Source organism: bacterium (assembly GCA_024226335.1).
Taxonomy (GTDB): Bacteria; Myxococcota_A; UBA9160; order SZUA-336; family SZUA-336; genus JAAELY01.
The window spans coordinates 49,796-76,281 of record JAAELY010000333.1; the positions used below are offsets into that span (position 1 = coordinate 49,796).

Below are 26,486 nucleotides of genomic sequence, written 5' to 3' on the forward strand. Positions count from 1 at the left end.
GCGGCCTTTCTCGGCTCGATCAACCGAGGGAACTCGGCGCAAGCCTAACTGAGATCCCTTGGAAATCAAGCAGTTGCGGAGCATCACAGGTTTGACACTGGCGACGGTGCGGCCGTAGCATCCGCGAATGCGTCATCTCTTTATCGTCGATCCGCTGTCCGGTTTGAATCCGACGGCCGACACCACCGTGGTCTTCATGCGCGAGGCAGCGAAACGCGGTCACAGCATCGCCACCTGTGAAGTTTCCCAGCTGAGCATCGGTTCCGACGGGCAGTCCCAATCGGGCTGGGTCGAGACGCTGCTCGCCTCGGGGAATGCCTGGTACGAGTTGGGCGAGAGCGGATTCGGCCCCCTTTCGGACTTCGACGTGGTGTGGATGCGGAAGGATCCCCCGTACGACCTGGATTTCTTCTTCGTGACCCACCTGCTCAGCCTGACGCCCAGGACCACATTGGTCACCAACGATCCACACGGTCTGCGCGAGGTCACCGAGAAGCTGTTCGTGCTGCGCTACCCGGATCTATGCCCCGAAACCCTGATCAGCCGCAACATCGCCGAACTGGAGGCGTTTCGTGCGCGCCTGGGCGGGGAGATGATCATCAAGCCGCTCGACGGTTGCGGCGGGGAGGGCGTGTTTCACCTGACGCCCGACGACCGAAACACCAAGACCATTCTCGAAACGGCCACCCGACACGGCACACTTCTGCAGATTGCACAGGCCTACATCCCCGAGGTTCGAGACGGAGACAAGCGCATCATCCTGGTCGAGGGGGAGCCGATTGGCGCGGTCTTGCGCGTACCGCAACGCTGGGAGACCCGTTCCAATTTCCACGTCGGTGGAACGGCACAGAAGAGCGAAATCAGCGCGCGCGACAGAGAAATCTGCGAACGATTGAGACCTGCGCTACTCGAGTATGGCATTCTGTTTGCGGGTATCGACGTGATCGGGGACCGGCTCACCGAGGTCAACGTCACCAGTCCCACGGGTATTCAAGAGATCAACCAGCTCGACGGGGTGGAGCTCGAATCTCGCGTGCTCGACGCGGTCGAGGCGCGTCTCGTCAGTCAACGGGGAGAGATCTGAGATGGGTGGAGTCGAATTCTCTTTGCTTCAGAAACAATGCGGTCGCACGCTGGAAGCGACGGATCTTCCCGAGCTGGGCGAACGGACGGTTGGCAAGGTTCGCGACAACTATGTGAAAGGGGACGTGCGCACGATCGTCGTCAGCGATCGCATCAGCTGCTTCGACGTGGTCGTCGGCACCATCCCGTTCAAGGGCCAGGTGCTCAATCAACTGGCCGCGTTCTGGTTCGAAAAGACTCGCGGCATAGCCCAGAACCACGTGATCGACGTGCCCGATCCCTGTGTCACGACCTGCCGGGAATGCGAACTGCTTCCCGTCGAGTTCGTGTGGCGGGGGTACCTGACCGGTATCTCCAATACGGCGATCTGGAGGGCGTACGAAGCTGGAGAGCGAGATTACTGCGGCCATCGCCTGCCCGACGGCATGGTCAAGCACCAGAAGTTGCCCGAGCCGCTGCTCACCCCGACCACCAAGGCCGAAAAAGGGGATCACGACGAGCTGACCTCGCGCGAGGAACTGATCGCCAGTGGGGCGATCAGCGCGGATCTCTACGACGCTGCTGAGAAAATCGGTCGCGAGTTGTTCGAAATGGGCCAGGCCTGGGCTGCCAGTCGCGGACTGATCCTCGTCGATACGAAGTACGAGATGGGCCTGAACGAGAAGGGCGAGATCGTCGTCATCGACGAGGTCCACACGCCGGATTCCTCGCGTTACTGGCATGCCGAAACCTACGAATCCGCAATGGCCGACGGACGGGACCCGCAGGCGCTCGACAAAGAATACGTGCGGCGCTGGCTCGTAGAGCAGGGATACCGAGGGGATGGCCCCCCGCCGACGCTGCCCGACGAGGTTCGCTGCGAAGCGGCGCGCCGCTACATCGAGGCTTTCGAGTCGATCACGGGACGCGCATTCGAAGCTTCCACCGACGAGCCGATCCAGCGGATACGGCGCAATCTTAGTCTCGACGGCTGAGCGAACTCGCCGACAGCGACGGAAATCGGGCTGCAGACTCACATGCAGCCACGGTCGCTGAGCATTTTCTTGCCCGGAATCGTTGACAGAATCGAAATACGTCGAATAACTTTTCGATGTTCTGTCGTGGGATCCGTGTTCGTCGTCGGTGAAGCACGTGAGAGGTGCACCGGGGTTTGGCGAACAAATTGGATCTCACCGACGACGAGAACGAATTTGGGGGGAACCAATGGCAGCGAAAGTTGAAAAAACCGGTATCAAACGAGAGAAGGGGTATCTGTACTACCTCGACAAACAGGGCGATATTTCGCGGGTAGCAATGGCTCGCGGCGGAGGTCGCCAGACCAAGAAACGACCACAGAAGGTGCAGAAGGCGGGAGTCGAGAGAGAGGACGGATTCCTCTACTTCATCGACAAGCAGGGTGACGTCTGCAGGGCCAAGATGGCACGACGCGGTTCGGGCACTCGCCGCAAGAAGACGACGGCGCGCAAGAAGACGGCCAGTCGCAAGGCGCCCGGTCGCAAGAAGACGACGGCACGCAAGAAGACCGCGCGCAAGAAGACCGCCGGTCGCAAGAAGACGACAGCGCGCAAGAAGACCGCCGGTCGCAAGAAGACCACTGGTCGCAAGAAGACAACAGCGCGCAAGAAGACGGCCCGTCGCAAGAAGACGACCGCACGCAAGAAGACAGCGCGGAAAACGGCACGTCGGCGCTAGCCGAACCCGCCTCTTGCCTCTATCATACGAGGCGGTACTTAGAGGTTGGACGTCGAGGCGGGGGACAGCGACTGTCCCCCGCCTCTCCATTCTCGAAGTGGCGTGATCGCCAACGAGATCACGACACGGGTGGGCAATGTCGGAGACTCTCGCGACGTCGAGGATGGAAAGTCCCATCGGAGTGCTGCGCATCGCAGTGACCGAGAACGCTTTGGTCTGTGTTGATCTGCCGAGGTCTGCGGGTCTGGGATTCGCCGGTTGGTTGAAGCGCGTGCTACCGGAAGCCCAACGCGTCGAGTGGTTGCCGATGCTCGACAAGGTGGAGCAAGAGTTCGAAGACTACTTCGCCGGGCGTCGAAGGGTTTTCGACATCCCACTACAACGCATCGGTACCGAGTTTCAGCGCCGCGTCTGGGCTGCTCTCGAGGCGATTCCCTTCGGCGAAACCCGCAGCTACGGCGAGATCGCAAAACAGATCGGGCAGCCCGGTGCGTCGCGTGCGGTTGGCCTCGCAAACGGGGCGAATCCGCTTCCGATCGTGATTCCGTGTCACCGGGTGATCGCCGCCCACGGAAAGCTGGGAGGCTACGGCGGGGGGCTGGATGCCAAGCGGCGTCTGCTGGCGCTCGAGAAATCGACCGCTTCCGCCGTCCTGCTCTAGCACAAGGGTGGCACTGCGCCGCCTCGCCATGCCCAGCGGTGTTTTCGGCCGGGCCTCTAGGAGACGGATCAGGGCTAGCGAGCGATCGAGAGCGCCTCTTCGACGTCGGCAATCAGGTCGGCGGCGTCTTCTACTCCGCAGGAATAGCGCACCAGATTGTCGCGGATGCCGAGATCTGCGCGCTCCTCTGCCGTCTTGTCCCAGTAGGAAACGATGGTCGGTTGTTCAACCAGGGTCTCAACGCCTCCCAGGCTCGGGGCGATATACGGGATGGTGAGTGCGTCAATGAATTTTGACGCACTCTCGAGCGTGCCGCGTACCTCGAAGCTCACGACGCCACCGTAGCCACTCATATCGCGCGCGGCGGTCTCGTGATCCGGGTGGCTCGCCAGTCCGGGGTAGTGCACGCGCTCGATGGCCTCGTGCCGTTCCAGGAAGTTTGCCAGACGCAAGGCTGTGTCATTGGCCCGCTCGACGCGCAGGGAAAGGGTCTTGACGCCGCGCAGGATCAGGTACGCGGCATGCGGGTCTACCACGCCTCCCAGCACGCCGTGCAGTTCGCGGATGGGCTCGATCAGTTCGCGTTTCCCGATCAGCGCACCGCCCATCACGTCATTGTGTCCGGCCAGGTACTTGGTCGCCGAGTGCAGGACCAGGTCGGCGCCCAGCCCTATGGCCTGTTGATTGGTCGGAGTGGCGAAGGTCGAGTCGATGACCACCGTCGCGTCGTGTGCATGTGCGAGTTTGGCCGCACGAGGTACATCGACGACCCGGAGGTAGGGATTTGTGGGGGATTCGGAAAAGAACAGGTTCGCGCCATCTTTCAACGCGCTTTCGAGCCCGTCCAGATCGGCTGGATCGATTACGGTCGTGCGGATGCCCATCTTCGGGAGCACCGTCTGGGTGAACTGCCGGGTGCGGCGATAGCAATCGTGCGTCGTGACGATATGTCCGTCTTGCGGCACCAGCGCCAGGAGCAGGGTCGTGGCTGAATTCATGCCCGAGGCCGAGACGATGCAGTCCTCGCCCCCTTCGAGTTCGCAAAGCTTGGTTTCGAGGACTCGCGTGGTGGGGTTTCCGTAGCGGCCGTACTCGAAGCTGGGATTCCTGCCTTCCTGGTAGTCGATGACTTCCTGGGTGTCGCGGAACCAGTAGGTCGAGCTCTGCACCACAGGGGTGGTAAGAGAATCGGCCACACTCGGGCGGCCCTCGCGCTCGCCACCGTGGACGGCCCGGGTCGAGCTACCTGGCTTTCTTGGCTTGCTGCTCATGAGGGGCGGCCGAGGGTACTCGCCGTGCTCGCGGGGGTCAACATCTCAGCATTATCACGCCTTTGCGCGATTCGCGTTCGGATGCCCTCGTAGACCTTCGAGCCGATTTTCAGATTTCCGCGACCGCATCCCAGACGCACATCGGGCCGTGAGTTTCCGTGGAAATCGCTGCCACCGGTCTCGACCAGACCGAACTGGCGAGCGAATCGGCGCAGGCGCTTCACGTGATTCGAGCGATGCCCCGGATGTTGGACTTCGACACCGTCGAGTCCCAGTCGAACCAGCCGCTCGATGAAAATCTCCAGACCGCCCGGACCACTGACTCCTGTGGAAAGCGGCGGATGGGCCAGGCATGCGATGCCACCCGCGGCGTGGATCGAGTCGATGGCTTCTGCCGAACTCATGCCCGGGTGGTCGATGAATGCCGGGCGGCCGCGCCGCAGGTATTTCCCGAAGGCCTGATCCTCGTCTTCGACTGCTCCGCATTCAACCAGCGCGCGCGCGACGTGCGGTCGGCCGATCGAGCCGCGGCCGGCAATTTCTTGCACGCGCTCCAGTTCGAGAGGCACGCCCAACTCGTTCAAGCGCCCGACGATTCTGGCCGCGCGCTTCGATCGCATCTCCTGGGTCTGTTGCAGCCGTTCCACCAGGAATTCGCAGTCGGCATCGATGCCCAGGCCGAGGATGTGCAGGCGTCGTTCACCGTCATCGTCGGTCACCGAAATCTCTACTCCCGGTACGAACACCAGGCCCAGTTCGGCGCAATGACGCGCGGCATCGGATACGCCGCTCACGTCGTCGTGATCGGTCAACGCCAGGACATCGATCCCTTCGCGCTGGGCTTGTTCGATCAGCGCTTCGGGTGTCAGGTCTCCGTCCGAGGCGTCCGAGTGCGTGTGGAAGTCGCAGCGCACCTATTCAGCCGTTCCGGCCCAGGCAGAGAGGCGCGACAGGAAGAGTTGAATGAGGCGTGGGTGATCGACCTCGACTGCGTAGCGCACGCTGGCTCCAAGAGAATCCAACTGGCTCATCCGACCCCGTTCGAGCCCTTCGACGACCTGAGTGTCGATGACCTTGTCCTCGTAGCGGAACAGGTCGAGGTGAATCAGCGAAGCGATCGCGCTCGGATCGTGCAAGATCGCGCAGCGTTCGCCGTGCACCGGACGTTCCACTTCCATCATCGCGTCGAGAATGGCCGTGAGAGTTGCTGCGCGCGGCCCGACCCCGAAAGGCTGCTCGGGGAGATCTCGGTCGCGCAGCACGACGCAATTGGTCACGTCCAGTCCGATGACGCGCACATTCAACCCGGATCCCAGCACGGTCGCCGCGGCGAGCGGATCTGCGTAGCAGTTGAACTCTGCAACCGGCGTCACGTTCCCGTCGCAGAGCGACCCGCCCATCCAGACGATCTCGGTCTTGCCAAAAAGTGAGGCGTCTTCGTCGACAAGTGCGGCGATGTTCGTCAGAGGGCCCAGCGCAACGATTCGATCGACCCGGCGCTCCAGCAGGCTGTGGCGCAGCACCTCACGGGCGTCGGGCAGCGCACCGGGAGGCACCTCTGGAAGAGCGATTCCGCCGCGTCCGTCCTCGCCGTGCACTGAGATCGCGTCGGTCGTTTCCAGTGAAAGCGGACGGGCTGCACCCTTGCCCAGAGGCAGGTCGAGCCCGGCGAATGCGAGAAAGCGGCGCGCGTTGTCGGTCACGTGCTCCAGGGACGCGTTTCCGGCCACCGTCGTGATGGCCTCCACGCGCAGTTCGGGAGACGCCCAGGCGAGGGCCAGTGCGAGCAGATCGTCGAGACCGGGGTCCGTATCGATGTGGACCCGACGAACGAGCGCGGACGAACCGGAATTACTCACCTGGAATCGCTTCCGTAACCCGCTTCCTCGATACGTCCTTCGAGCACCAGGCGTCTACGACGCTGATACTCGGCTTCGCTCACGTAACCGGCGTAGCGCGCCGCCTCGAGCTGATCGAGTGCGCGAAGCTGCGCATCGCTGAGTTCTTTGGGATCGCGAGGTGCGGGAGTGACGGCTTCGTCGGCCGGCCCTGTTTCTTCCATCAAGATGGTTCTGCGACGCACCTGGCCGAAGCGGTAGCGCAGGCTCACCGGTTTCCGGTAGTAATCATTGCGCCAGTCGACCGCCAGTCCGCGCTTTCCGAAACGCACCTGTCCTTCACCGGCGACCAGCTTGAAGCTCGGTTGACCGACCGGCCGTACACTCGGAGTGCGATAATCGGATTCGCCGATCCGACTGCCTTTTTCGACCTCGGTCTCGATGCCGTAGAAATCGAGCATCAGCTGGTCGCCCTCGATCCAGATCGCAAGTGTCGTGGTGTGATCGGTGGTGAAGATGCCCAGGCGTCGATCGCGTGAGAACACGACCGCCATGACTTCCTGGTCCGGAGTCGCGTGGGTCAGAGCCTCGGAGATGCCCTCGGCCAGGTCGTAGACGTGGCTCGAGCGGATGGTCGGCGTCCGCTTTCCCTTCTCTTCCTCGTGGCTGATCGAGGCGAGGATGTGGGCGATGCGCACGTCGGCCAGAGTTGCAGGGTGATTGTATCCCCGGGGCACGACGTTCCCGTCTTCGACCTTCTCGCGCAGCTCGATCAGCATCGACTTGTTTTGGATCACGGTCTCGCGGATCAGCTTGGGACCGCATCCCGAAAAAATCACCGCGATGAGGAGAAAGGGCAGGCAGCGCATGGGCGCAGGGTACTCTACTCGCTGGATCCGGGCTTCAAGGATCTCGATTGGGCTCGATGGGGTCGAATCACTCCAGCTCGCTCTTCAGCTGCCGGGTCAGCAGTTCGACCACGCCCTGGCGGGGCTCCTTGTCTTCGTACAGGAGTTGGTAGATGCCCGTCGTGATGGGCATGTCGACTCGGTGTCGGGTAGCCAGCTCGTAGGCCGATCGCGCGGTTCGAACGCCTTCGGCGACCTGGGTCAGCGAGCCAAGGACCTCTTTCACCGGCCGCCCGCGGCCGATCTCCAGGCCGACCGATCGGTTGCGCGAGAGGTCGCCGGTGCACGTGAGCACGAGATCGCCGATGCCTGAAAGGCCCAGGAAAGTAAGGGGATTCGCGCCGAGCTCGACTCCCAGCCGGGTGATCTCAGCCAGCCCTCGGGTGATCAGTGCCGCACGGGCATTCAGGCCGAATTCCATTCCGTCGCACAATCCCACAGCGATCGCGATCACGTTCTTCAGAGCGCCGCCGAGTTCCACACCCACGACATCTCCGTTGGTGTAGCAGCGGAACAGGGGGGAAGAGAGGATGGTCTGCGCGGCGATCGCAAACGATTCATTGAACGCGGCCACGCTGGCGGCCGTGGGTCGCAGCTCGGCGATCTCGCGCGCGAAGCTGGGTCCAGACAGGAAGACGAGGCGCTCGCGGCTCTCTGGTAGGACCTCTTCGAGCACCTGACTCACCAGCTTGCCGGTGCCCATCTCGATGCCTTTGGACGCGGAGATCAAGAGGGTTTCCGCTCGCATCTTGCTTCCGGCTTCGCTCCACACTTCCCGGACCGCGTGGCTCGGCACGACCGACAGGACGACTTCTTTGTCGTGAACGGCTTCTTCGAGCGAACTCGTGGCCTGAATCGCATCCGGCAGCTCGAATTCCGACAAGTAGCGCGGATTGCGGCGACGAGCGCGAATCGCGTCGGCCACTTTTGGATCTCGAGCCCAGAGATCTACGGAGTAGCCTCTTTCGGCCAGCAGGATGGCCAGACATGTGCCAAAACTTCCCGCACCCAGAACGGAACAGCGCATCGGATTATCGGAGTTTTTCGGCTCGCTCATTCCAACAGCATAATCGGCGCGCGTTCCCGTTGACAGTGCAAGCGCGGGTTCGTAGCTTAGCCGCCGATTCCGCCTTTATTTCCGCGGATCTTCACGAGGGCGCAACACGCGAATGGGCGAATACGCGGGACTCGGTCTATTCATGTTGCTGGGCGCCGGCTTGGTGTTCCTGTTTCTCTTCCTGACGAGTGTTCTCGGTCCGAAGCTGCGCTTCGCATCCAAGATGGAACCCTTCGAATGCGGAGAGAGCCAGATCGTCTCGCCGTACCAGCGCTTCAGCATCAAGTTCTACATGGTTGCTGTCTCGTTCATCATCTTTGATGTCGAGGTGGTGTTCCTCTACCCGTGGTCCGTCGTGTTTCGCGACCTCGGCTGGTATGGCTTCGGCATCATGTTGCCGTTCCTTGCAATTCTCGCGATTGGCCTGGCCTATGAGTGGCTCAAGGGCGGATTGGACTGGGACTAGACCGTGCAACCCGCCACTCGGAAAAAGATCGAAGCACTCTTCGAGCGCTACCCGGAGAAACGCGGTGCTCTGATTCCCGCGCTGTATCTGGTTCAAGCCGAAAACGGTTACGTCGACGCTCCGGCCGCGCGAGATGTTGCCGAACTCTTCGAGATCAAACCGGTCGATGTGTGGGAGGTCCTGACCTTCTACAATATGTTCTACACGCGACCGCAGGGTCGACACCACGTGAACGTGTGCACGAACCTGTCCTGCAGTCTGCGCGGTGGTCGCGGCCTGATGCGGGCGATCGAAGCGCACCTGGGCGTGCACGCCGGCGAGACGACGAAGGACGGTCGCATCACACTCGGTCACGAGGAGTGCCTGGGATCCTGCGGTACCGCGCCCGTGATGCAGGTCGATGGTCGCTATTGCGAAGAACTCGACGAAGTCGAGGCCAAGCGCATCATCGACGAGTTGGACTAGCGATGTCCGGAATGCAACACCGATGATTACCGAACCTCTGGTCAAGAACTATCTTACGGAGCACTACGGCGACGATTCTTTCCGCACCCTGAAAGGGTACGAGGCGAAGAACGGTTTCGACGGTCTGCGCAAGGCCGTCTCGATGGAGCCGGAAGAAGTCGTCGAGATGGTCAAGTCCAGTGGTCTGCGCGGCCGCGGCGGAGCGGGCTTCAACGCGGGTCTGAAGTGGAGTTTCATGCCCAAGGGCAACGAGCGCACGAAGGTGCTCGTGGTCAATGGCGATGAATCAGAACCCGGATCCTTCAAAGACCGTCTGATCATGGAGCGCGGCCCCTTCCAGGTGATCGAGGGCGTTTTGATCGGCGCGTGGGCCACGGGCGCGAGCAAGTCTTTCATCTACATCCGCGGCGAATACGCCTACGCGATTTCGGTCATGGAAAAGGCGGTAGAACAAGCTCGTGCCGGTGGCTTTCTGGGAAAGAACATCCTGGGCAAGAAGGGCTTCGACCACGATATCGTCGTGCACAGCGGAGCGGGTGCGTACATCTGCGGCGAAGAAACGGGTCTGCTCGAATCGCTCGGCGGAAAGAAGGGCCAACCGCGCATCAAGCCGCCGTTCCCCGCCCAGCACGGCGCGTTCGGTCTGCCAACCACCGTGAACAACATCGAAACCTTCTCGCACACGTCCTTCATCCTCTCGCGTGGACTGGAGTGGTTCCAGGGCTTTGGTACCGAGAAGAGTCCGGGTACGACGATGTTCGGTGTGTCGGGTCACGTCGAACGTCCGGGTCTGTTCGAACTGGAGATGGGCACGCCTCTCAAGGATGTGATCGCGCAAGCCGGTGGAGTGCGCGGCGGCCGGGCACTCAAGGCCGTGATTCCCGGCGGCATCTCCATGCCGGTCTTGCCCGCTTCCCAGATCGATGTGCGGATGGCTGAGGAATTTCTCTCGGAACGAGGTTCACATCTGGGCACGGGCGGCGTCATGGTCATGGACGACACCACGTGCATGGTGCGGGTTGCGGTCGTGGCCAGCTATTTCTTCCGGGACGAGTCCTGCGGTCAGTGCACGCAGTGCCGCGAAGGTACCGGCTGGATCAATAAGATCTGCGATCGCATCGAGCACGGCCGGGGAATGCCGCAGGATCTCGAGCTGCTCAGCGACGTTCCGAAACTGCTCGAAGGCCAGACGATCTGTGCTTTCGCCGATGCGGCCGCCTGGCCTGTCCAGGGCCTGATGCGCCACTTCCGCAGCGAGTTCGAACAGCATATCGAGCAAAAGAAGTGCCCCTTCCCCGATAGTTTCGAGATCTAGGACATGCCGAAGATCACGATCGACGAAAAAGATTACGAGGTTGCCGACGGATTGATGATCCTGCAGGCGATCGACGATCTCGGCTTGCTGATGAGCGGCGTCGATATTCCCCACTACTGCTGGCATCCGAAACTGCCCATCGATGGCTCGTGCCGCATGTGTCAGATCGAGATCGAAGGCGTTCCAAAGCTTCAGATCGCCTGCAACACGCCGGTCAAAGATGGCATGGTCATCAGCACGCAGAGCGAGCGCGTGCAGACTGCGCGCCAGGGAGTGCTGGAACTCCTGCTTCTCAACCATCCACTGGACTGCCCGATCTGCGACCAGGCCGGAGAGTGCAAACTACAGGACTACTCTTTCGACTTTGGCATGCCCGCAGGGCGCACGAAGGAGCCTCGCCGGGTTGCAAAGAAGGCCGTGGACCTCGGGCCGACCATCACCTTCGACCAGGAGCGCTGCATTCTGTGCCGTCGTTGCGTGCGCTTCTGTCGGGAGGTTCCGGGAACCGGTGAGCTGGGTGTCTTCAATCGCGGTGAGCGATCATTGATGGAGTTGTTCCCGGGCACTCAGCTCGACAATGATTACTCCATGAACGTTGCCGATCTCTGTCCCGTGGGTGCGCTTACCACGAAGGATTTCAGGTTCAAGATCCGTTCCTGGTTCCTCGACGACGTGGAGACCGTCTGCGATCGCTGTAGCACCGGTTGTAACGTGTACGCGTCGCGTTCGAACAACAAGATCTATCGCTTCGTGCCCCGACTCAACGACGATGTCAACGATACCTGGATGTGTGATCACGGCCGGCTCTCGTATAAGATGGGTAGGGAGAATCGGCTGGAGTCTGCGCTGGTCGGCGGGAAACCGGCGAGCTTCATCGAGGGGTTGCGCAAAGCGAGTGATCTCGTGCGCGCGGCCAGCGAGTCGGGTGGAACGATCGTGGCATCCGCATCGCCGTTTTCATCGAACGAAGACCTGTTCACCCTGCGCAAGCTGCTGGAAACACTCGGTGCGCCTCCCGCGACCTTCAGCGTGCCGGCCGGAAAGGCCGACGGCATCCTGACCCAGGCGGAGAAAGCACCCAATGCCGAGGGCGCACGTGCACTCGGCTTCCAGGAGTCTGACGAACTCGCCGGAGCTAAACTCGGCATCGTATTCGGACATGTTCTGCCAGCGACCGCACTCACACAGGTCGAGAAGTGGATCCTGATCGATACGCACGCGTCGGACCTGAGCGGTAAAGCCGCGGTGGTGTTGCCATCGCGTGTCGTTACCGAAAAGGATGGCAGTTTCACGAATCACGCGAAGCGTGTTCAGCGTTTCCGGCGTGTGGTCGAACCCAGCTGGGAAGCCTGGTCCGAAGGAGCCCTGCTGCAACAAATCGCCGACTTCGCGGGTCTGGACGGCTGGTCCGAGCCCTGGGACGCGTTCGCGGTTTCCAAGCGTCTGTGCGACGAAGTGCCCGCATTCAGTGGCTGCGGATTGACCGAACTGGGTTTTTGCGGATGCGAGTTGTCCAAATGAGCCAGGTCAGACGCCAGCCAGTGGTGAAGAGCTGATGTTGGAAACGGCCGTCATCGCCAAGGCGCTATTCATCTTCTTTGTGATCGCACTCGTGTTTTCGCCGATCATGACGTGGGTCGAGCGCAAGCAGAGCGCGTTGATGCAAGACCGGATCGGCGCCAACCGCGCCGATATCTTTGGTATCAAGGCGCTCGGGCTGATCCATCCACTGGCTGATGCGATCAAGATGTTCACGAAGGAGGATTTCGTTCCCGACGGGGCGAATCGCTTCTTGCACACGATCAGCCCGTTCATCGCCGTAGTTCCAGCGATGATCAGTTTCGCGGTCATCCCCTACGGAGGGACGTACACCGCCTGGGGCGCGGAGTGGAGCCTCGTCGTTGCGAATCTCGACTACGGCGTTCTCTATCTTTTCGCGATCGGGTCGATCGCCACCTACGGTTCGATGTTGGCCGGGTGGGCCGGTAACAATAACTACGGGATGCTCGGATCGATTCGCGTCTCGGCGCAGATGATCTCCTACGAAGTGGCCATGGGCATTTCGGTCATCGGCGTGTTCATGGTCTATGAGACCGTGCGCCTCACCGACATGGGCATCGCCCAGCAGGAGACTTTCCGCGTCCTCGGCTTCGTCGAACACTTTGGTTGGGCGCAGGCCGGTACCTGGTGGGTCGATCTGATCACCTTGCCCATGTGGGGCATCCTGATGCAGCCGCTGGGCTTCTTCATGTTCCTGACGGCGATCATGGCCGAGAACAAGCGCCCGCCTTTCGATACTCCTGAGGGGGAGTCCGAGATCATCGCGGGCTACTTCATCGAGTACAGCGGAATGAAGTTCGGTCTGTACATGATGGGCGAATGGATCGAGGTGGTCGTGATTTCGGGTCTGATCACGGCCATGTTCCTGGGTGGCTGGTCGATTCCGTGGATCACCGACGCGGTCCTGATCGACTACATGTCGGGCGTCTTCGGTCCCAATATGGGCAACGTGCTCGCCATGATCATCCACGTGCTCGTGTTCTTCGGAAAGCTGATCGCGATGATCTTCTTCCAGATGCTGGTTCGCTGGAGCATGCCTCGCTTCCGCTACGACCAGGTCATGAACCTGGGTTGGAAGATCCTTCTGCCCCTTTCCCTCGTCAATATCGTCGTGACCGCACTGGCCATCCTCTTCATTCAGGAGATCGTCAGCTGATGGAAGTCGCGCTCTTCTGGATCTTTTCCATGACAGCCGTCGTTGCGGGCGTCGGTGTGGTGGCGAACGTCAGGAACACGATCAACGCCGCGCTGAGCCTGGTCGTGACGATGCTCGCGCTCGCGGGTCTCTATTTCCTTTTGCACGCAGAGTTCGTGGGCTTGATCCAGGTTCTGGTCTACGCCGGTGCGATCGTCGTTCTGTTTCTCTTCGTGATCATGCTGCTCAACCTGCGCGGCGGCGCCCTGGGAGGTGACTCGCAGCCGCTCATGAAGATTGCAGGCGGATTGCTGCTGGGCGCGGGGGCTTTCAAGCTCTCGATGATTCTCGCGGGGGCCCGCTCGAGTTTCCCCGAAGTGGATGCGAGTTATGGCACGACGCGTGCGGTAGCCGAGATCCTGTTCACCGACTACGTGCTCGTTTTCGAACTGGCCGGAGTGCTGCTTCTGGCGGGTATCGTGGCGGCGGTGGCGCTGGCCAAGAGGAGCCTGGACTGATGGGCGAGATCGCGGGCTGGCATTTTCAGATCGTTGCGGCGCTGCTCTTTTTGCTGGGCGTGCTCGGTGTGCTGGTGCGCCGCAACATCATCGTCATGTTCATGAGCATCGAACTGATGCTGAACGCGGCCAACCTCTCGCTCGTGGCTTTCGGCCGCGAACTCGGCGATTCATCCGGCCAGATCTTCGCCTTCATGGTCATGGTGGTTGCTGCAGTCGAGGTGGCGGTCGGACTCGCCGTCATCATCTCGCTGGTGCGCAACCGCGACACCGTAAACATCGAAGACGCCAGTCTCATGAGGTGGTAGCGGGTGGATCACGTCGACGATAGCCTGCGTTGGATTCCGCTACTGCCGCTGATCGCAGCGCTGCTCAGCGGTCTATGGCTGATGTTCGCAAAGGGCAATCTGCCGCGACCCGTGGTGATCGTGCTGGCCTGCGGCGCGCCCATCCTGGCCTTCGCCAAGTCGCTATGGGTCGTAAAGGATCTGGCGACCGGCTTTGAGCCCGGGCAGCGCTACCTGGTCGACAATGTCTACACGTGGATTTCCGCCGGGGATTTTCACGCCGAGTTGAGTTTCCTGCTCGACCCGCTCTCTGCTGTGATGATTCTGGTGGTCACCGGTGTCGGATCGCTGATCCACATCTACTCCGTCGGCTATATGGACGAAGATCACCGCGACGATCGCGGCTTCCAGCGCTTCTTCGTCTTCCTGAACCTGTTCACCTTCGCGATGCTCATGCTCGTGCTGGGCGACAATCTGCTCGTCATGTTCGTGGGCTGGGAAGGCGTGGGCGTCTGCTCCTATCTGCTGATCGGCTTCTGGTATCTGGAAGATCACAATGCGATGTGCGGGCAAAAGGCCTTCGTGGTCAATCGCATCGGCGATTTCGGTTTCCTTTTGGGCGTCTTCCTGTTGTTCTGGTCGTTTTCGGCCGCCGGTGTGCCCACCGTGGAGTTCCGGGAGATGGCGCTCAGCATCGGACTGCTCGAGGGCAAGACCGTACAGCTACCGAGTTGGCTGAGTTTCCTGCCCGGCTTCCCTGTCTGGACTCTGTTGACCCTGGCCTGTCTGTGTCTGTTCCTCGGCGCTTGTGGAAAGTCGGCGCAACTCCCGCTTTACGTGTGGCTGCCCGATGCGATGGCGGGTCCCACGCCGGTCTCGGCGCTGATCCACGCCGCCACCATGGTGACCGCCGGTGTCTACATGGTCTGCCGCATGTCTTTCGCGTTCTCGTTGGCACCGGGTGCGTCGGCCACGGTCGCCTGGGTGGGTGCGTTGACCGCACTCTTCGCCGCCACGATCGGCATGGCCCAGAAGGACATCAAGAAGGTTCTGGCGTACTCGACCGTCAGCCAACTCGGCTATATGTTCCTGGCGGCAGGTGTTGGAGCGTATAGCGCCGCGATTTTTCACGTCGCAACTCACGCCTTCTTCAAGGCCCTGCTCTTCCTGGGGGCGGGTTCCGTGATCCTGGGCATGCATCACGAGCAGAATATGGACCGTATGGGCGGCTTGTTGCGCCGGATGCCCTGGACGGGCTGGACTTGCCTCATGGGAGTGGCTGCGATCGCCGGCTTCCCGTTCATGTCGGGCTGGCTGTCGAAGGACGAGATCCTGCTCTCGGTGAACCTCGCCCACGACGTGCCCGGACACTCCGCGCTCTACGCGATCGGTGTACTGACTGCGGGCATCACCGCCTTCTACATGGGTCGTCTGTGGTTTCGCGTATTCACCGGTGAGAACCGGGCCGATCCGCACACCCAGGACCAGATCAAGGAACAACCCTCCTGGATCCTGTTCCCGCTGGTGGTGCTGGCCGTCTTCTCGGTGGTGGCCGGTTGGGGGACGCTACCCGATGCGTACGGGGATCAGTTCTTCGGCATTCGCGAATCGAACAGCCTGCATTACTTCCTGAACCACGTCGCGCACTCCGTGCACCACGAGGTCGACCACTCCACAGAATTCGGGCTGGCGACCTTCTCGACCGGGGTCGCCGCGATCGGCTTCGGCCTTGCCTACCTGCTGTACTACCGGCGCAAGGGTCTCGAAAAACAGATCGTCTCCGCTATCCGCCCTCTGTACCGACTGGTCTACAACAAGTACTGGATCGATGAGCTGTACCAGGCGGTGATCATACGTCCGCTGCTCGCAGTTTCCGATCGCGTGCTCAGCCGGGTGGTCGACGCAAAATGGATCGACGGCTTTGGCGTCAACGGCACGGCACGTTTCGTCGTGGCTAGCGCCGAACGCGTTCTGAAGTACGCGCAGACCGGGCTCACACAGTCCTACGTCTTCGTCATGCTCGTGGGCGGGATTGTCTTGATCGTATATCTGGTGGGAGGCGCCTGATGATCGGCCAGCTTCTCAACGAGAATCTGCTTTCCGTGATCGCTCTTCTGCCGATCGTGAGCGTGCTCGGGCTGGTTCTGCTCGAGGGAGTGGTTTCGCTATTCCAGAGCCAGAGTTCGCGTTTCCCCGACAGCATCTGGAAGATCTTCGCGCTGGTGGTTTCGCTGATCGATCTGGCCCTGGCCACCCAGCTCTGGAGCCGCTTCGACGCGACTCTTGGCGGCATGCAGTTCGTCGAACACGTTCCCTGGATGCCGGAGTTCGGAATCTTCTACTACATGGGCGTGGACGGCATCAGTCTGTTGCTGGTGATGCTGACCGTCTTCCTGTTGCCGGTGATCCTCCTGGCTTCCTGGACCGACATCGGCACCCGCATCAAGCAGTACATCTTCTTCATGCTGGCGCTGCAGTCGGGCATGCTCGGCGCTTTCCTCTCCCTGAACATGTTCCTCTTCTACATTTTCTGGGAAGCGATGCTGATTCCGATGTATTTCATCATCGGGATCTGGGGCGGTCCGAGGCGTATCTATGCGACGGTCAAGTTCTTCATCTACACGATGATCGGCAGTCTGCTCATGCTCGTCGGCATCCTGGTGCTGGCCTATTTGCATCTGAAGCAGTTCGGTGTGATTTCGTTCGACTACATCGGTTTTGCCGGTGCCAGCGGCATCCTGGATACTTCGATCGCGACTGAGGGTGGGGTCTGGTGGCAGCGCCAGGGTGTGCTGTTCGGCGCGTTTGCGCTGGCCTTCGCGATCAAAGTGCCGATGTTCCCGTTCCATACCTGGTTGCCCGACGCACACGTCGAGGCACCGACTCCGGGATCGGCGGTGCTGGCCGGTGTGCTGCTGAAGCTGGGGACCTACGGCTTCATCCGCTACGCCCTGCCGTTGTTCCCGGAAGCCACGATCGCGTTTGCTCCCTGGATCGTCGCTCTTTCCGTGATCGGCATCGTGTATGGCGCACTGGTTGCGATGGTTCAGACCGACATCAAGAAGCTGGTGGCCTATTCATCGGTCAGCCATATGGGCTTCATCGTTCTGGGCTTGTTCGCGCTCAACCCGCAGGGGCTCGAGGGTTCGGTGCTCCAGATGGTGAACCACGGTATCTCGACCGGCGCGCTCTTCATTCTGGTCGGCATGATCTACGAACGTCGCCACGTGCGCGAGATCAGCGCCTTCGGCGGCCTGGCCCACGTGCTGCCGGTGTACGCGACTTTCTTCGTGATCGCCACCATGAGTTCAGTCGGTCTTCCGGCTCTCAACGGTTTCGTCGGCGAGTTCTTGATTCTGCTCGGCGCCTTCCGTTCGCTGACCTGGCCGGCCGTGATCGCGACCAGCGGTGTCATCTTGAGCGCGGTCTATATGCTGTGGATGGTGCGTCGCGTCTTCTTCGGTCCCGTCGTACACGAGGCGAATGCAAAACTACAGGACCTGGGTTTGCGCGAGAAGCTGGTGGTGGTGGCGCTGACGATTCCCATGATCTGGATTGGCGTCTACCCCAGCACATTCCTTACTCCCCTGGAACCGACGATCACGAATCTGCTCGACACCATGGAGCGCCGAGGTGCCGATCTGGCCGCGTACCAGGGATCTCTGGAAGGTGTGGAGACGGTCGAGGCGACGGTCGAGGTGACGACGGAAGAGCCTGGTAGCCCGAAGGAGCACGAATGATCCCGGATCTCGACGTCGGCTCCGTTTCTCCCATGATCATCGTGGCGTGCGGCGCGATTCTCTTGCCGCTCGTCCAGGTCCTGATCGCGCGCAAGAAGACGATCCTCGGAACTGCGCTCACGCAGGAACGTCGCGGTATCTATCTGAGTTTCCTGAGCCTGGCCTTCCTCGGGTTCGCATTCGTTTCTACGCTCAACGGCTGGCAGAGCGGCGTGCGTGTATTCAATCCGGACCATCCGATGATCCTGATGGACGGCGTCACGCACTTTCTGAACGGCGTGATCCTGATCTCGGCCATCCTGACCGTCATGGCTTCCAGCAAGTATCTGGCCGATATCCAGGCGAACCACGGCGAGTACTACGCGTTATTGCTCGCTTCAGTAGTCGGGATGATGTTCCTGGTCGCATCTACGGATCTGCTCATGCTCTTCCTGGCCCTCGAGATGATGAGCATTCCCGTCTACGCCCTGGCCGGATTCCGGCGCACTTCTCTGCAGTCCAATGAGTCGGCCCTCAAGTATTTCCTGATCGGTTCCTTCGCTTCGGGTCTGCTGCTCTACGGCTGTGCACTTCTCTACGGTGCGACCGGTTCGCTCGAGTTCTATGCGATCGGCAAGGGGTTCGATCACGAAAACCCACTTGATCTCCTGGGGGCAGGGCTGGTCCTGATCGGACTGGGCTTCAAGATTTCCTCGGTGCCTTTCCACCAATGGGCCCCCGACACCTACGAGGGCGCCCCGACCAGCGTCAGTGGTTTCATGGCCACGGCGGTCAAAGTGGCGGCCTTCGGAGTACTGGCGCGCGTCGTCTCGGTCGTCTTCGTTCCCGCGGCTGATTCCGTTTTCGTAGTGCTCTGGGTCCTCGCGGTTCTGTCGATGACCGTGGGTAACGTCATGGCCCTGATCCAGCGCAATACCAAGCGGATGCTGGCGTACTCGAGCATCGCGCACGCCGGCTACCTGCTGGTCGGTGTGATCGTGGGCGGAACGGCGGGAACCTCGGCCCTCTTGTTCTATCTGCTGGTCTACACGTTCATGACGATCGGTGCGTTCACGGTCGTGGCCATTCTGGCGAGAGACGGCGAAGAGAGAGACAACATCGACGATCTTTCCGGATTGATCTTCACCCGGCCATTCCTCGCCTGCATCATGGCGTTGTGCATGTTCTCGCTGGCCGGAATTCCGCTGACCGCGGGATTCATGGGCAAGTTCCAGCTCTTCCTCGCAGCCATCCAGCGCGGCTTCGAAACCGGAGATTCCTGGCTCTACATGCTCGCGATCATCGGAGTGATCAATAGCGCGGTCTCCCTCGGGTACTACCTTCGCGTGCCCGTCGTCATGTTCATGCAATCCCCGAGTTCCGATTCGGAGCCCGGCGTTCCCGGCACCTTCGAAGCGACAGTACTGGCCATCTGCGGTGCGATGATCCTTCTGCTCGGAGTGATTCCGCACGACGTGTTCGGAATCTTCTGGGAGATCGATGTGCTGAGCCTGGCCCAGCAGGCTGCGGGCTCGTTCACTCGCTAGCGCGCTCTGCCGAAGCGCTCTCTTGGGCCCAGAGCTGACGTCCGCTGCGCTCGATCAACCAGGCGCCCACAGGCGCGGTCAGCACGATCGAGACGACGCTCAACATCAAGAGATTTGCGCCGTCGTGATAGAGCGGCTCCCGACCCGCGTCCAGAAACATCTTCAACGGCAGGGCTCCGAACACGGCCTGCACGGTAGCTTTGGGGATCTGGGAGACGAGCAGATGATGTCGCTCGTCGAGTGGGAATCGCGTCATTCGCGCAACTGTGCCCGTTACGGCAAGTCTCACACCAACTCCGACGATCACGATCCCGACGAGGACGATTACGATCCAGCCCTCACCGAGTTGAGAAATCTGCACGTGAGCGCCCATGGTGATGAAGAGCACGATTTCGGCGATCATCCAGAGGGCTTGCCACTCGGATCGCAGCTCCTGATCCCACCAGTCAACGCGGGAGCGCAAGCTGATCGCGAAGGCCAGCACGGCCAGGACACTCTCGACCCCCAGAGCCGTTGCGCCGAAGTACACCGCGAGTGCTACCGCAAAGATCAGAGCGAAGACGGCCTTGCGTCGAGGTGTCGAGGTGGAGCCCGCATTGCTCGCATCGCCTAACAACTTCCTGGGGATCAACCAGGCGACCGCGTAGCCTCCGAGTATCCCTAGAAGAAGATCGAACGGGAACTCCGCGAGCCGGTAGATCGCGGAGGAGACGGGCTCCCAGCGACGCGTCAACTCGATCATGACGAAGATTCCCATCTGCGCGACCAGAACATTGACGAGTGTCAGTCCCATGATGCGATCGGGTAGGGAAGTGGCCGCGCCGATGCCCAGGTCTTTCTGTCGCTGCATTGCGGGGATGACGACTGCGGGTGAAACCGCGGCGATCATGAAGCCCGCCAGAAGTGCAACGCGCCAGCTGTCGAAGATCGTCGCGTGCGTCAAGACTGTGAGAGCCACACATTCGGCTGCGACGGGCAGGGTTCCCAGAACAAGAGCCGACACGATTACTTTTCGCAGGAGTTCGACAGATACGCCCAATCCTGCCCGCATCAGGATCACGACGAGCGCGGCTTTCGACAGATAGCCATCGACCGCCAGATAGGCGTCGGGGAGAAGGTCGAGAATGCTCGGACCGATCAGGACGCCGATCGTCAGGAGAGTGATCGGATTCGGAATGCGCAGACGACCCAACCACGTGCGAGCCGGTAGGCCAATCGCCAGGATTCCCGCCAGGGCAAGGGCTATAGCCAGCGCCGCAGCCAACGGAGACGTCATGTTCGGAATGCTCCGTCAGGCGGATTGGTCAATCAGCTTGCCGCCGGCACCGCATTCGGGGACTTCCCGATCCTGGAGCCATGCGGCCAATAAGGCATTCACCGTCTCCGGTGCTTCCTGCTGTACCCAATGTGACACGTCTGGCAGATAGCGAAGTGTCAGGTTGGATACGAACTCATCGGTTCCGTAGGTGGTTGTCTTGTCCAGTGCCGCATCTTCCTCGCCCCAGATCATCAGTGTCGGGACTTCGATCTTCGGGAATCCGAGGCTCTCCTGGCGACGCGCGCCGCCACCGCGGACCACTGCCCTGTAGTAGTTGATCATCGGAGTCAGGGCTCCGGGTTCGAGTGCGGCCTGGCGATACACGTCGAGCACCTCGTCGGGGAAGCGCGTCTTGTCGATTGCCATGGAGCGAAACATATCCGCAATGGCGGTCGCATTTCGCGAACGCAGTAGAAATTCCGGCAGGCGCGGCAGCTGAAAGAACATGGCGTACCAGGAGCGGAGTCGCTGTTTCATTCCGGAGCGGATCACGCGCGTCATGATTGCGGGATGGGGCAGGTTCATGATGACCAGCCGCTCCAGAGGTCGGATCCGGCGCATGGCGAAGTACCAGGCGATCGCCCCGCCCCAATCGTGAGACAGCAGGAGCGTCGATTTTGCACCGGACGCATCGATCAGTCCTGCGACGTCATCCATCAGTGTCTCGATCGCGTAGTCCTCCATCCGGCCCGGTTTGTCCGAAGTGCCGTAGCCGCGCAGATCGGGTGCCCAGGCCCGGAAACCGAGTTCTGCGAGTGCGGGCATCTGGTAGCGCCAGGAGTACGAATTCTCGGGAAATCCGTGCAGGAAGAGCGCAAGTCGATCCCCCTCTCCGCACGATCGCACGTGAAAGTTCAAACCGTTGGCCTGAACGCGCAGGCTCTGAATCTCAGCTGGGGTCATGAATCCACCGTACCTGGCTGTTCATCCAAAGTGAAGTCATTCCGGTTCCGAGCATTCAGCGCAGTACGCGTGCGTTGTCGCGGCGCAACGTGATGCGCTGCGCGTCGAAGAACTCCATCAGCGGAACCGTGTGTTTTCGACTCTGTCCCGTAAGCCCTTTGTACCCGGCTGGATCGATCTTGCCGTTCTCTTTCAGGTACGCGACGAGTCTGTCTTGCAATTGCCCGATCGCCTCGGCGTCGAAGAATAGATCCGAACTCACGCGGACCACCCGGCCTTCGCGAGCCAGATGTTCGAGTGTGGTGCGCAAAGTGCGCTCCTCGCTGCCCAGCGTTGTGGCCAGCGTCTTCAGGGTGTCCGGAGCGAGTCCCGCAGCGCGGATGGCGCGGCTGGCCTTTGCGGCGAGTTCGGGATCGCCGGCGTGGGCCTGGTGTCCCGGATCGCGGTAGCCGCTCGGACCGCTTTCGAGATCGTTTGCCGACACGGCTGCTTCGAGGGCCGCGCGCACCGCGTCATCACTCGCCTGGCCGGGTACCTGGCTGCGAACGGCTGCAAAACCGACCCAGGGATCGGTCGGCTGTTCTTTGTGGTGAGCTCGTACGGAGGCGACGACGTCGCCGCGCAGCCGGGCGAAGATCTCGGGATCGAGCCAGCGGTCCGCGCCGACCCGGATGCCGTCGAGTCCATCGATGGAGCGCAGTTCGAGCAGGAGTTCGTCCTCCGTGATGCCGCGCAGACCTGTCCGACGCACTCGCGTGGCAATTACAGCGCTGCGATCGCCGTGCGCGATGATCTTCAGATCGTCAACGCGTTCTTCGCGCCGGCGACGCTGGCGTGTGGGGGATGCATCCAGGATGCGACCACCGCCGATCGTCCAGCCCGCATTCGGGAGACGACCAAACCCGCGCAAAATGAAGCGATCGCCTTCGACCGCGGGAACCGGTCGGTCGAAGCTCAGTTCTGCAAATCCGAGATCGCCGGGTTCCAGGCGCCGCCGATCCAGGAGCGCAACCCGGGCCCGCCGCATCGACGTGCCCACGTGCGCGCTCACGCTGGCGCCGTCGTCGAGTGCGGGTGCTTCGTTCAAAAGGCGCAACTCGACTTCGACACGACTTCGGTATGCCACTCGACCCGGTGTTGCGATCACGCTGCCTCTCGACAACTGCGCGATCTCCACCCCCTGGAGATTGACGGCGCAGCGGCTGCCCGGCAGTGCTCGCTCTGTGGCTTCGCCGTGTTCCTGCAGACCGCGCACTCGGGCCGAGGGAATGCCCCGCGCTTCATCGGTCAGGATCTCTACGCGGTCCCCTTCGCAAAGTGGAGCGCCGCGCAGCGTACCTGTTACGACTGTGCCGAATCCGTGTTTGCTGAATACCCGATCGACCGGGAGCCAGGCCGGTCCTTCGCGCAGCGTTCGCGGCGGTGCAGCGTCTGCAGCCGCATCGAGAGCTGTCTGCAATTCCTCGATCCCCTGTCCCTGCAGGGCCGACACCGGCACGATCGGCGCACCGGAAAGCCCGGTGCCTTCCAGTTCCTCGGCGATCTCGAGTTGGGCGAGTTCGACCAGGTCGGGGTCGACCGCGTCGATTTTCGTCAGGGCCACGACGCCCGACTCGATACCCAACAGGTCGCAGATCGCCAGGTGCTCGCGACTCTGGGGCATGATGCCCTCGTCGGCTGCAACCACGAATAACACCAGATCGATTCCCGTGGCACCCGAAACCATGGTGCGTACCAGGCCCTCGTGACCCGGCACGTCGACGACGGAGAGAATTCGACCCGACGGTAGTTCAAACGGCGCGAAGCCCAGAGCGATCGTGATCCCGCGGCTCTTTTCCTCGGGAAGCCGATCACAGTCGACTCCAGTGAGCGCCCGAACGAGTGAAGTCTTGCCGTGGTCGATGTGTCCGGCCGTCCCGAGAATCATCCGGCTCGCGCTGGAGGCGTTGCGCTCGGCGGTCATCCGATCCGATCGAATCCAGTGTAGGGTTGTAGCGCGGCGGGAATCAGGATGGATCCGTCGGCCTGCTGGTGGTTTTCGAGAATCGCGATCGGTGTTCGAGACATTGCGATTGCGGTGCCGTTGAGCAAGTGGCAGAAACGGGTTTTCTTGCTCTCTGGGTCGCGATAGCGCACGCCGAGCCTTCGGGCCTGGTAATCGGTGCAATTCGAGGCGCTTGTGATCTCGCCCCAGCTTCCGCCTTCGCTTCGGCCAGGCATCCAGGCTTCCAGATCGTACTTGCGGTACGCCGGTGCTCCGAGGTCGCCGGAGCACACATCAACGACGCGGAACGGGATCTCGAGTTTCGTGTAGAGCTCTTCTTCGATCTGTTCGAGTTCTTCGTGCATTTCGTCGGATTGATCCGGGAGCGTGATCGCGAACATCTCCACCTTCGTGAACTGGTGCACCCGATACAGACCCTTCGACGCGCGCCCATGGCCGCCCGCTTCCACGCGGAAGCAATGGGACAATCCGCAGTAACGAAGGGGCAGTGAAGCCGGATCCAGGATGTCGTTCATATGCAGTCCGCCGAGGGTGATTTCCGCGGTTCCGACCAGGACCAGATCTTCGTTCTCCAACGAGTAGATATTGGTCTCCGCGCCGCGCGGGTTGTAGCCGAGTCCGTCGGCCACTTCGCTGCGCGCGAGGTCAGGAGTCTGAAAGAGAGTGAAACCGCGCTTGCGCAACACGTCCATCGCAAAGCGGACAAGTGCCTGCTCGAGCAGGACCATTTCGTTCTTGAGGAAGTACCACTTCTGCCCCGTTACCTTCGCACCGGCTTCGAAGTCGATCAGATCGTGTTGTTGCGCCAACTCCAGGTGGTCTTTGGGTTCGAAACTGAATGTGGTTGGTTCGCCGATGATTCGAAGCTCCCGGTTGTCCTCGTCGGTCAGGCCAACGGGTACGTCCGGGTGGCTCACATTCGGTACCAGCGCGTGCACGGCATTGAGTTCTTCCTGTGCGACGCGCAACTCTTCTTCGAGTTCGGTCTCGCGTCCCTTCAGTTCCTTGCCCTGTGCGCGCTCTTCTTCGCTCGGTTTGCGGCCCTTCATGTCTTTTGCCAGCTGGTTGCGCCTGTTGCGTACGTCCTGCTGTTCGCCAATCAGGCGTCGGCGCTGCTCGTCCAGTTCGACGAGCCGATCGAAATCGACCTCTACGTTGCGGTTGCGGCAGTTCTGCCGCATGGCTTCAATGTTCTCGCGGATGAAACGCAGATCGAGCAATTGGAGACCTTTTTCTTCGGGGAACAAGCGCCTGAAGCACGCTTTTTGTTTGCCTTTGGCTATGTGGCTGAGTCATTCTAGCAGGCTGCGGAGAGAGTCCAGACTATCCGGTCGAACGGCCAGGACAGTGCCTTTCCCGCAGCCTGCCAGGAGCTCTTGCGGATGCGCAGCAAGCCTGTGCGCCCTGGCAGAAGAGATCGGAATCGAGTTCGGCCGCCCGGGTGGCAGCCGGCCCGAGGCGAGATCCGGACACCGTCTGCGGCTGGCTCGGAATCCAGCCCTGGCGCGATATTTGGTAAGGGAGCTAGATCTGTGTGTAGGAGAGGTGGCCGAGTGGTCGAAGGCGGCGGTCTTGAAATTTGCCGCTGACTCCGATTTTCTGGCTTCCTCTGGCGCCGTCTGCGTGTTTACTTTCGTCCCTGCGCGCTCGTGAAGTAGCAAGTTGGTTGCGTCCTGACTGCACGTTGTGTGCAGCACTACTGGCGGCGATTGTACTCGATGTCGCGCGTGACATGAAGTGGCGCAAGGAGGTCTCCGGGGCGTTGGTGCATGAATGGGAAACGTGCCGCCGGATTCTCCTTTCCGAGGGTCTGGTTCAGGCGCCGATTGCGATGGACACTGGCCGGCCAGGCTCCGCAAACCGGTTCAGGATGTTGCATGCGATCAGCGCCTCAGCCTCCTGTGACTCGGGATGACGAGCCCGGAGGCGGTCGCCAATGATCGACTTGTACCTGAAGAAGATGTTCTCTACACGAGCCTGCTGGTCGTATCCCGATTCCCTTTTCCAATGGCGACGGCCGACCCTTCTTACGCGTCGGACTGTGCGGTCACGCGCGCTTGCCGCGACCACCATGCTTTGCAGCGGCCCACTCACCTTCGCCGATGATGGATAGCCCGGTGCTGTCCACGATGAGATGCACGGGGCCTTTCGTTGCGGCGAAGCGGCAAGTTGAAGACAAGCCAAAGCGCCAGCGCAGTTTCGATTGCCTGATCTGAGAACTTCTGCTGGCCGCCTCGTTCTCCCGATGGTCCAGGCGTCCAAGAGTCTGCCGCGTCCGGGGAAATCCAAAGTGTGATGTCGCCTCGTCGCACGAGCGCGCGATCGCACTCGGCCCAGTTGCTCACGCGGTATTTCGTCTTGAACTTGGGGTGGACTCTTGAGTTCATGCTGTGAATGTGGCCGACTGGGCCGAAAGGACTGCTGGGATCAGGGCAATCGGCCAGTTTTCTCTGCGATTCATGCAGCAACGCCGCCCCGCGCGTCGCTTTCGTACGAGTCGGTCTTGTAACGCACCTAACATGCGATAGCTTTCCTGTATGTCACGTACGAAGCTTCCCTCATCGGTCGATGCGCTTCAGCAGCTCGTGCGCGAACAGCAATCGACGATCGATCATCAAGCGGAGCGGATCTCCTTCCTCGAAGAGTGGAAGCGGCTGATCACGTCTCAGCGATTCGGTTCTCGCAGCGAGAAGATCCCGGCCGAGCAAGGTCATCTGTTCAACGAAGCCGAGCTCGAG

25 protein-coding genes are annotated in these 26,486 nt (G+C 61.2%); 15 read left to right on the top strand and 10 right to left on the bottom strand.

Annotated features, from left to right (window positions below; all coding sequences use genetic code 11):
• Nucleotides 1-127: 127 nt before the first annotated feature.
• From gshB to GY725_17375, 4 genes are all read left to right on the top strand, one after another.
• On the top strand, nt 128-1,084 hold the full coding sequence (gene gshB, locus GY725_17360) for a glutathione synthase (protein MCP4005960.1): 957 nt from the start codon (nt 128-130) through the stop codon (nt 1,082-1,084).
• Nucleotide 1,085: 1 nt separating this feature from the next.
• A complete protein-coding gene (locus GY725_17365; protein MCP4005961.1) occupies nt 1,086-2,057 on the top strand; it encodes a phosphoribosylaminoimidazolesuccinocarboxamide synthase in 972 nt (323 codons plus the stop codon).
• A gap of 229 nt (nt 2,058-2,286) precedes the next feature.
• Nucleotides 2,287-2,775: a hypothetical protein gene (locus GY725_17370; GenBank protein MCP4005962.1), complete on the top strand. Its 489-nt coding sequence runs from the start codon at nt 2,287-2,289 to the stop codon at nt 2,773-2,775.
• Nucleotides 2,776-2,911: 136 nt separating this feature from the next.
• Nucleotides 2,912-3,436 (top strand): methylated-DNA--[protein]-cysteine S-methyltransferase, encoded by a 525-nt coding sequence (locus GY725_17375; GenBank protein MCP4005963.1) that lies wholly within the window; start codon nt 2,912-2,914, stop codon nt 3,434-3,436.
• Nucleotides 3,437-3,510: 74 nt separating this feature from the next.
• On the opposite strand, the gene GY725_17380 is transcribed toward GY725_17375, so the two are convergent.
• From GY725_17380 to GY725_17400, 5 genes are all read right to left on the bottom strand, one after another.
• The gene (locus tag GY725_17380) at nt 3,511-4,707 is read right to left on the bottom strand and encodes an aminotransferase class I/II-fold pyridoxal phosphate-dependent enzyme (protein MCP4005964.1); all 1,197 of its coding nucleotides are present in this window, start codon (nt 4,705-4,707) and stop codon (nt 3,511-3,513) included.
• A complete protein-coding gene (locus GY725_17385; protein ID MCP4005965.1) occupies nt 4,704-5,621 on the bottom strand; it encodes a PHP domain-containing protein in 918 nt (305 codons plus the stop codon). The genes GY725_17380 and GY725_17385 overlap by 4 nt, the downstream gene beginning before the upstream one ends.
• Nucleotides 5,622-6,566, bottom strand: coding sequence for a hypothetical protein (locus GY725_17390; protein ID MCP4005966.1), 945 nt, complete (start codon nt 6,564-6,566; stop codon nt 5,622-5,624).
• Complete coding sequence (locus GY725_17395) at nt 6,563-7,414, bottom strand: hypothetical protein (GenBank protein MCP4005967.1); 852 nt, start codon at nt 7,412-7,414, stop codon at nt 6,563-6,565. Before GY725_17395 ends, GY725_17390 begins: the two co-directional genes overlap by 4 nt.
• 67 nt (nt 7,415-7,481) lie before the next feature.
• Nucleotides 7,482-8,480 carry an NAD(P)-dependent glycerol-3-phosphate dehydrogenase gene (locus tag GY725_17400; GenBank protein ID MCP4005968.1) on the bottom strand — a complete coding sequence of 333 codons (999 nt, stop codon included), beginning with the start codon at nt 8,478-8,480 and terminating at the stop codon, nt 7,482-7,484.
• Nucleotides 8,481-8,622: 142 nt separating this feature from the next.
• On the opposite strand from GY725_17400, the gene ndhC reads away from it, so the two are divergent.
• From ndhC to GY725_17450, 10 genes are read left to right on the top strand one after another with little or no spacing between them, the layout of a single operon-like run.
• Nucleotides 8,623-8,976, top strand: coding sequence for an NAD(P)H-quinone oxidoreductase subunit 3 (gene ndhC, locus GY725_17405; GenBank protein ID MCP4005969.1), 354 nt, complete (start codon nt 8,623-8,625; stop codon nt 8,974-8,976).
• Nucleotides 8,977-8,979: 3 nt separating this feature from the next.
• Nucleotides 8,980-9,441 carry an NAD(P)H-dependent oxidoreductase subunit E gene (locus tag GY725_17410; GenBank protein MCP4005970.1) on the top strand — a complete coding sequence of 154 codons (462 nt, stop codon included), beginning with the start codon at nt 8,980-8,982 and terminating at the stop codon, nt 9,439-9,441.
• A 22-nt stretch (nt 9,442-9,463) separates the two neighbouring features.
• Nucleotides 9,464-10,756 (top strand): NADH-quinone oxidoreductase subunit NuoF, encoded by a 1,293-nt coding sequence (gene nuoF / locus GY725_17415; GenBank protein ID MCP4005971.1) that lies wholly within the window; start codon nt 9,464-9,466, stop codon nt 10,754-10,756.
• A 3-nt stretch (nt 10,757-10,759) separates the two neighbouring features.
• On the top strand, nt 10,760-12,277 hold the full coding sequence (locus GY725_17420; GenBank protein ID MCP4005972.1) for a molybdopterin-dependent oxidoreductase: 1,518 nt from the start codon (nt 10,760-10,762) through the stop codon (nt 12,275-12,277).
• A 31-nt stretch (nt 12,278-12,308) separates the two neighbouring features.
• Nucleotides 12,309-13,472: an NADH-quinone oxidoreductase subunit H gene (locus GY725_17425; GenBank protein ID MCP4005973.1), complete on the top strand. Its 1,164-nt coding sequence runs from the start codon at nt 12,309-12,311 to the stop codon at nt 13,470-13,472.
• A complete protein-coding gene (locus GY725_17430) occupies nt 13,472-13,969 on the top strand; it encodes an NADH-quinone oxidoreductase subunit J (GenBank protein ID MCP4005974.1) in 498 nt (165 codons plus the stop codon). The genes GY725_17425 and GY725_17430 overlap by 1 nt, the downstream gene beginning before the upstream one ends.
• The gene (gene nuoK, locus GY725_17435; protein MCP4005975.1) at nt 13,969-14,277 is read left to right on the top strand and encodes an NADH-quinone oxidoreductase subunit NuoK; all 309 of its coding nucleotides are present in this window, start codon (nt 13,969-13,971) and stop codon (nt 14,275-14,277) included. Before GY725_17430 ends, nuoK begins: the two co-directional genes overlap by 1 nt.
• Before the next feature lie 3 nt (nt 14,278-14,280).
• Nucleotides 14,281-16,323 carry an NADH-quinone oxidoreductase subunit L gene (gene nuoL, locus GY725_17440; protein MCP4005976.1) on the top strand — a complete coding sequence of 681 codons (2,043 nt, stop codon included), beginning with the start codon at nt 14,281-14,283 and terminating at the stop codon, nt 16,321-16,323.
• 38 nt (nt 16,324-16,361) lie between these two features.
• Nucleotides 16,362-17,996: an NADH-quinone oxidoreductase subunit M gene (locus tag GY725_17445; GenBank protein MCP4005977.1), complete on the top strand. Its 1,635-nt coding sequence runs from the start codon at nt 16,362-16,364 to the stop codon at nt 17,994-17,996.
• The gene (locus GY725_17450) at nt 17,993-19,522 is read left to right on the top strand and encodes an NADH-quinone oxidoreductase subunit N (GenBank protein ID MCP4005978.1); all 1,530 of its coding nucleotides are present in this window, start codon (nt 17,993-17,995) and stop codon (nt 19,520-19,522) included. The genes GY725_17445 and GY725_17450 overlap by 4 nt, the downstream gene beginning before the upstream one ends.
• Here GY725_17450 and GY725_17455 read toward each other — a convergent pair.
• The 5 genes from GY725_17455 to GY725_17475 form a co-directional block, all read right to left on the bottom strand.
• A complete protein-coding gene (locus GY725_17455; protein ID MCP4005979.1) occupies nt 19,512-20,798 on the bottom strand; it encodes a hypothetical protein in 1,287 nt (428 codons plus the stop codon). The genes GY725_17450 and GY725_17455 overlap by 11 nt on opposite strands.
• Nucleotides 20,799-20,813: 15 nt before the next feature.
• Nucleotides 20,814-21,743: an alpha/beta hydrolase gene (locus GY725_17460; GenBank protein ID MCP4005980.1), complete on the bottom strand. Its 930-nt coding sequence runs from the start codon at nt 21,741-21,743 to the stop codon at nt 20,814-20,816.
• Between the two features lie 55 nt (nt 21,744-21,798).
• Nucleotides 21,799-23,706, bottom strand: coding sequence for a selenocysteine-specific translation elongation factor (gene selB, locus GY725_17465; GenBank protein ID MCP4005981.1), 1,908 nt, complete (start codon nt 23,704-23,706; stop codon nt 21,799-21,801).
• Entirely contained in the window at nt 23,703-24,968 is a 1,266-nt protein-coding gene (gene serS / locus GY725_17470) for a serine--tRNA ligase (GenBank protein MCP4005982.1), read from the bottom strand. The genes selB and serS overlap by 4 nt, the downstream gene beginning before the upstream one ends.
• Nucleotides 24,969-25,838: 870 nt before the next feature.
• The gene (locus tag GY725_17475; protein ID MCP4005983.1) at nt 25,839-26,093 is read right to left on the bottom strand and encodes a hypothetical protein; all 255 of its coding nucleotides are present in this window, start codon (nt 26,091-26,093) and stop codon (nt 25,839-25,841) included.
• Between the two features lie 192 nt (nt 26,094-26,285).
• Between GY725_17475 and GY725_17480 the strand changes: the two genes are divergently transcribed.
• Nucleotides 26,286-26,486, top strand: a 201-nt coding sequence (locus tag GY725_17480; GenBank protein MCP4005984.1) for a hypothetical protein, incomplete at its 3' end; no start/stop codon positions are given.

Coding starts and splice junctions, on each gene's coding strand:
- GY725_17395 (MCP4005967.1), bottom strand. CDS start 7,414: ATGCGCTGCCTGCCCTTTCTCCTCATCGCGGTGATTTTTTCGGGATGC.
- GY725_17450 (MCP4005978.1), top strand. CDS start 17,993: ATGATCCCGGATCTCGACGTCGGCTCCGTTTCTCCCATGATCATCGTG.
- GY725_17460 (MCP4005980.1), bottom strand. CDS start 21,743: ATGACCCCAGCTGAGATTCAGAGCCTGCGCGTTCAGGCCAACGGTTTG.
- GY725_17400 (MCP4005968.1), bottom strand. CDS start 8,480: ATGCGCTGTTCCGTTCTGGGTGCGGGAAGTTTTGGCACATGTCTGGCC.
- GY725_17430 (MCP4005974.1), top strand. CDS start 13,472: ATGGAAGTCGCGCTCTTCTGGATCTTTTCCATGACAGCCGTCGTTGCG.
- GY725_17370 (MCP4005962.1), top strand. CDS start 2,287: ATGGCAGCGAAAGTTGAAAAAACCGGTATCAAACGAGAGAAGGGGTAT.
- nuoF (MCP4005971.1), top strand. CDS start 9,464: ATGATTACCGAACCTCTGGTCAAGAACTATCTTACGGAGCACTACGGC.
- GY725_17380 (MCP4005964.1), bottom strand. CDS start 4,707: ATGAGCAGCAAGCCAAGAAAGCCAGGTAGCTCGACCCGGGCCGTCCAC.
- GY725_17420 (MCP4005972.1), top strand. CDS start 10,760: ATGCCGAAGATCACGATCGACGAAAAAGATTACGAGGTTGCCGACGGA.
- GY725_17365 (MCP4005961.1), top strand. CDS start 1,086: ATGGGTGGAGTCGAATTCTCTTTGCTTCAGAAACAATGCGGTCGCACG.
- nuoK (MCP4005975.1), top strand. CDS start 13,969: ATGGGCGAGATCGCGGGCTGGCATTTTCAGATCGTTGCGGCGCTGCTC.
- ndhC (MCP4005969.1), top strand. CDS start 8,623: ATGGGCGAATACGCGGGACTCGGTCTATTCATGTTGCTGGGCGCCGGC.
- gshB (MCP4005960.1), top strand. CDS start 128: ATGCGTCATCTCTTTATCGTCGATCCGCTGTCCGGTTTGAATCCGACG.
- selB (MCP4005981.1), bottom strand. CDS start 23,706: ATGACCGCCGAGCGCAACGCCTCCAGCGCGAGCCGGATGATTCTCGGG.
- GY725_17375 (MCP4005963.1), top strand. CDS start 2,912: ATGTCGGAGACTCTCGCGACGTCGAGGATGGAAAGTCCCATCGGAGTG.
- GY725_17455 (MCP4005979.1), bottom strand. CDS start 20,798: ATGACGTCTCCGTTGGCTGCGGCGCTGGCTATAGCCCTTGCCCTGGCG.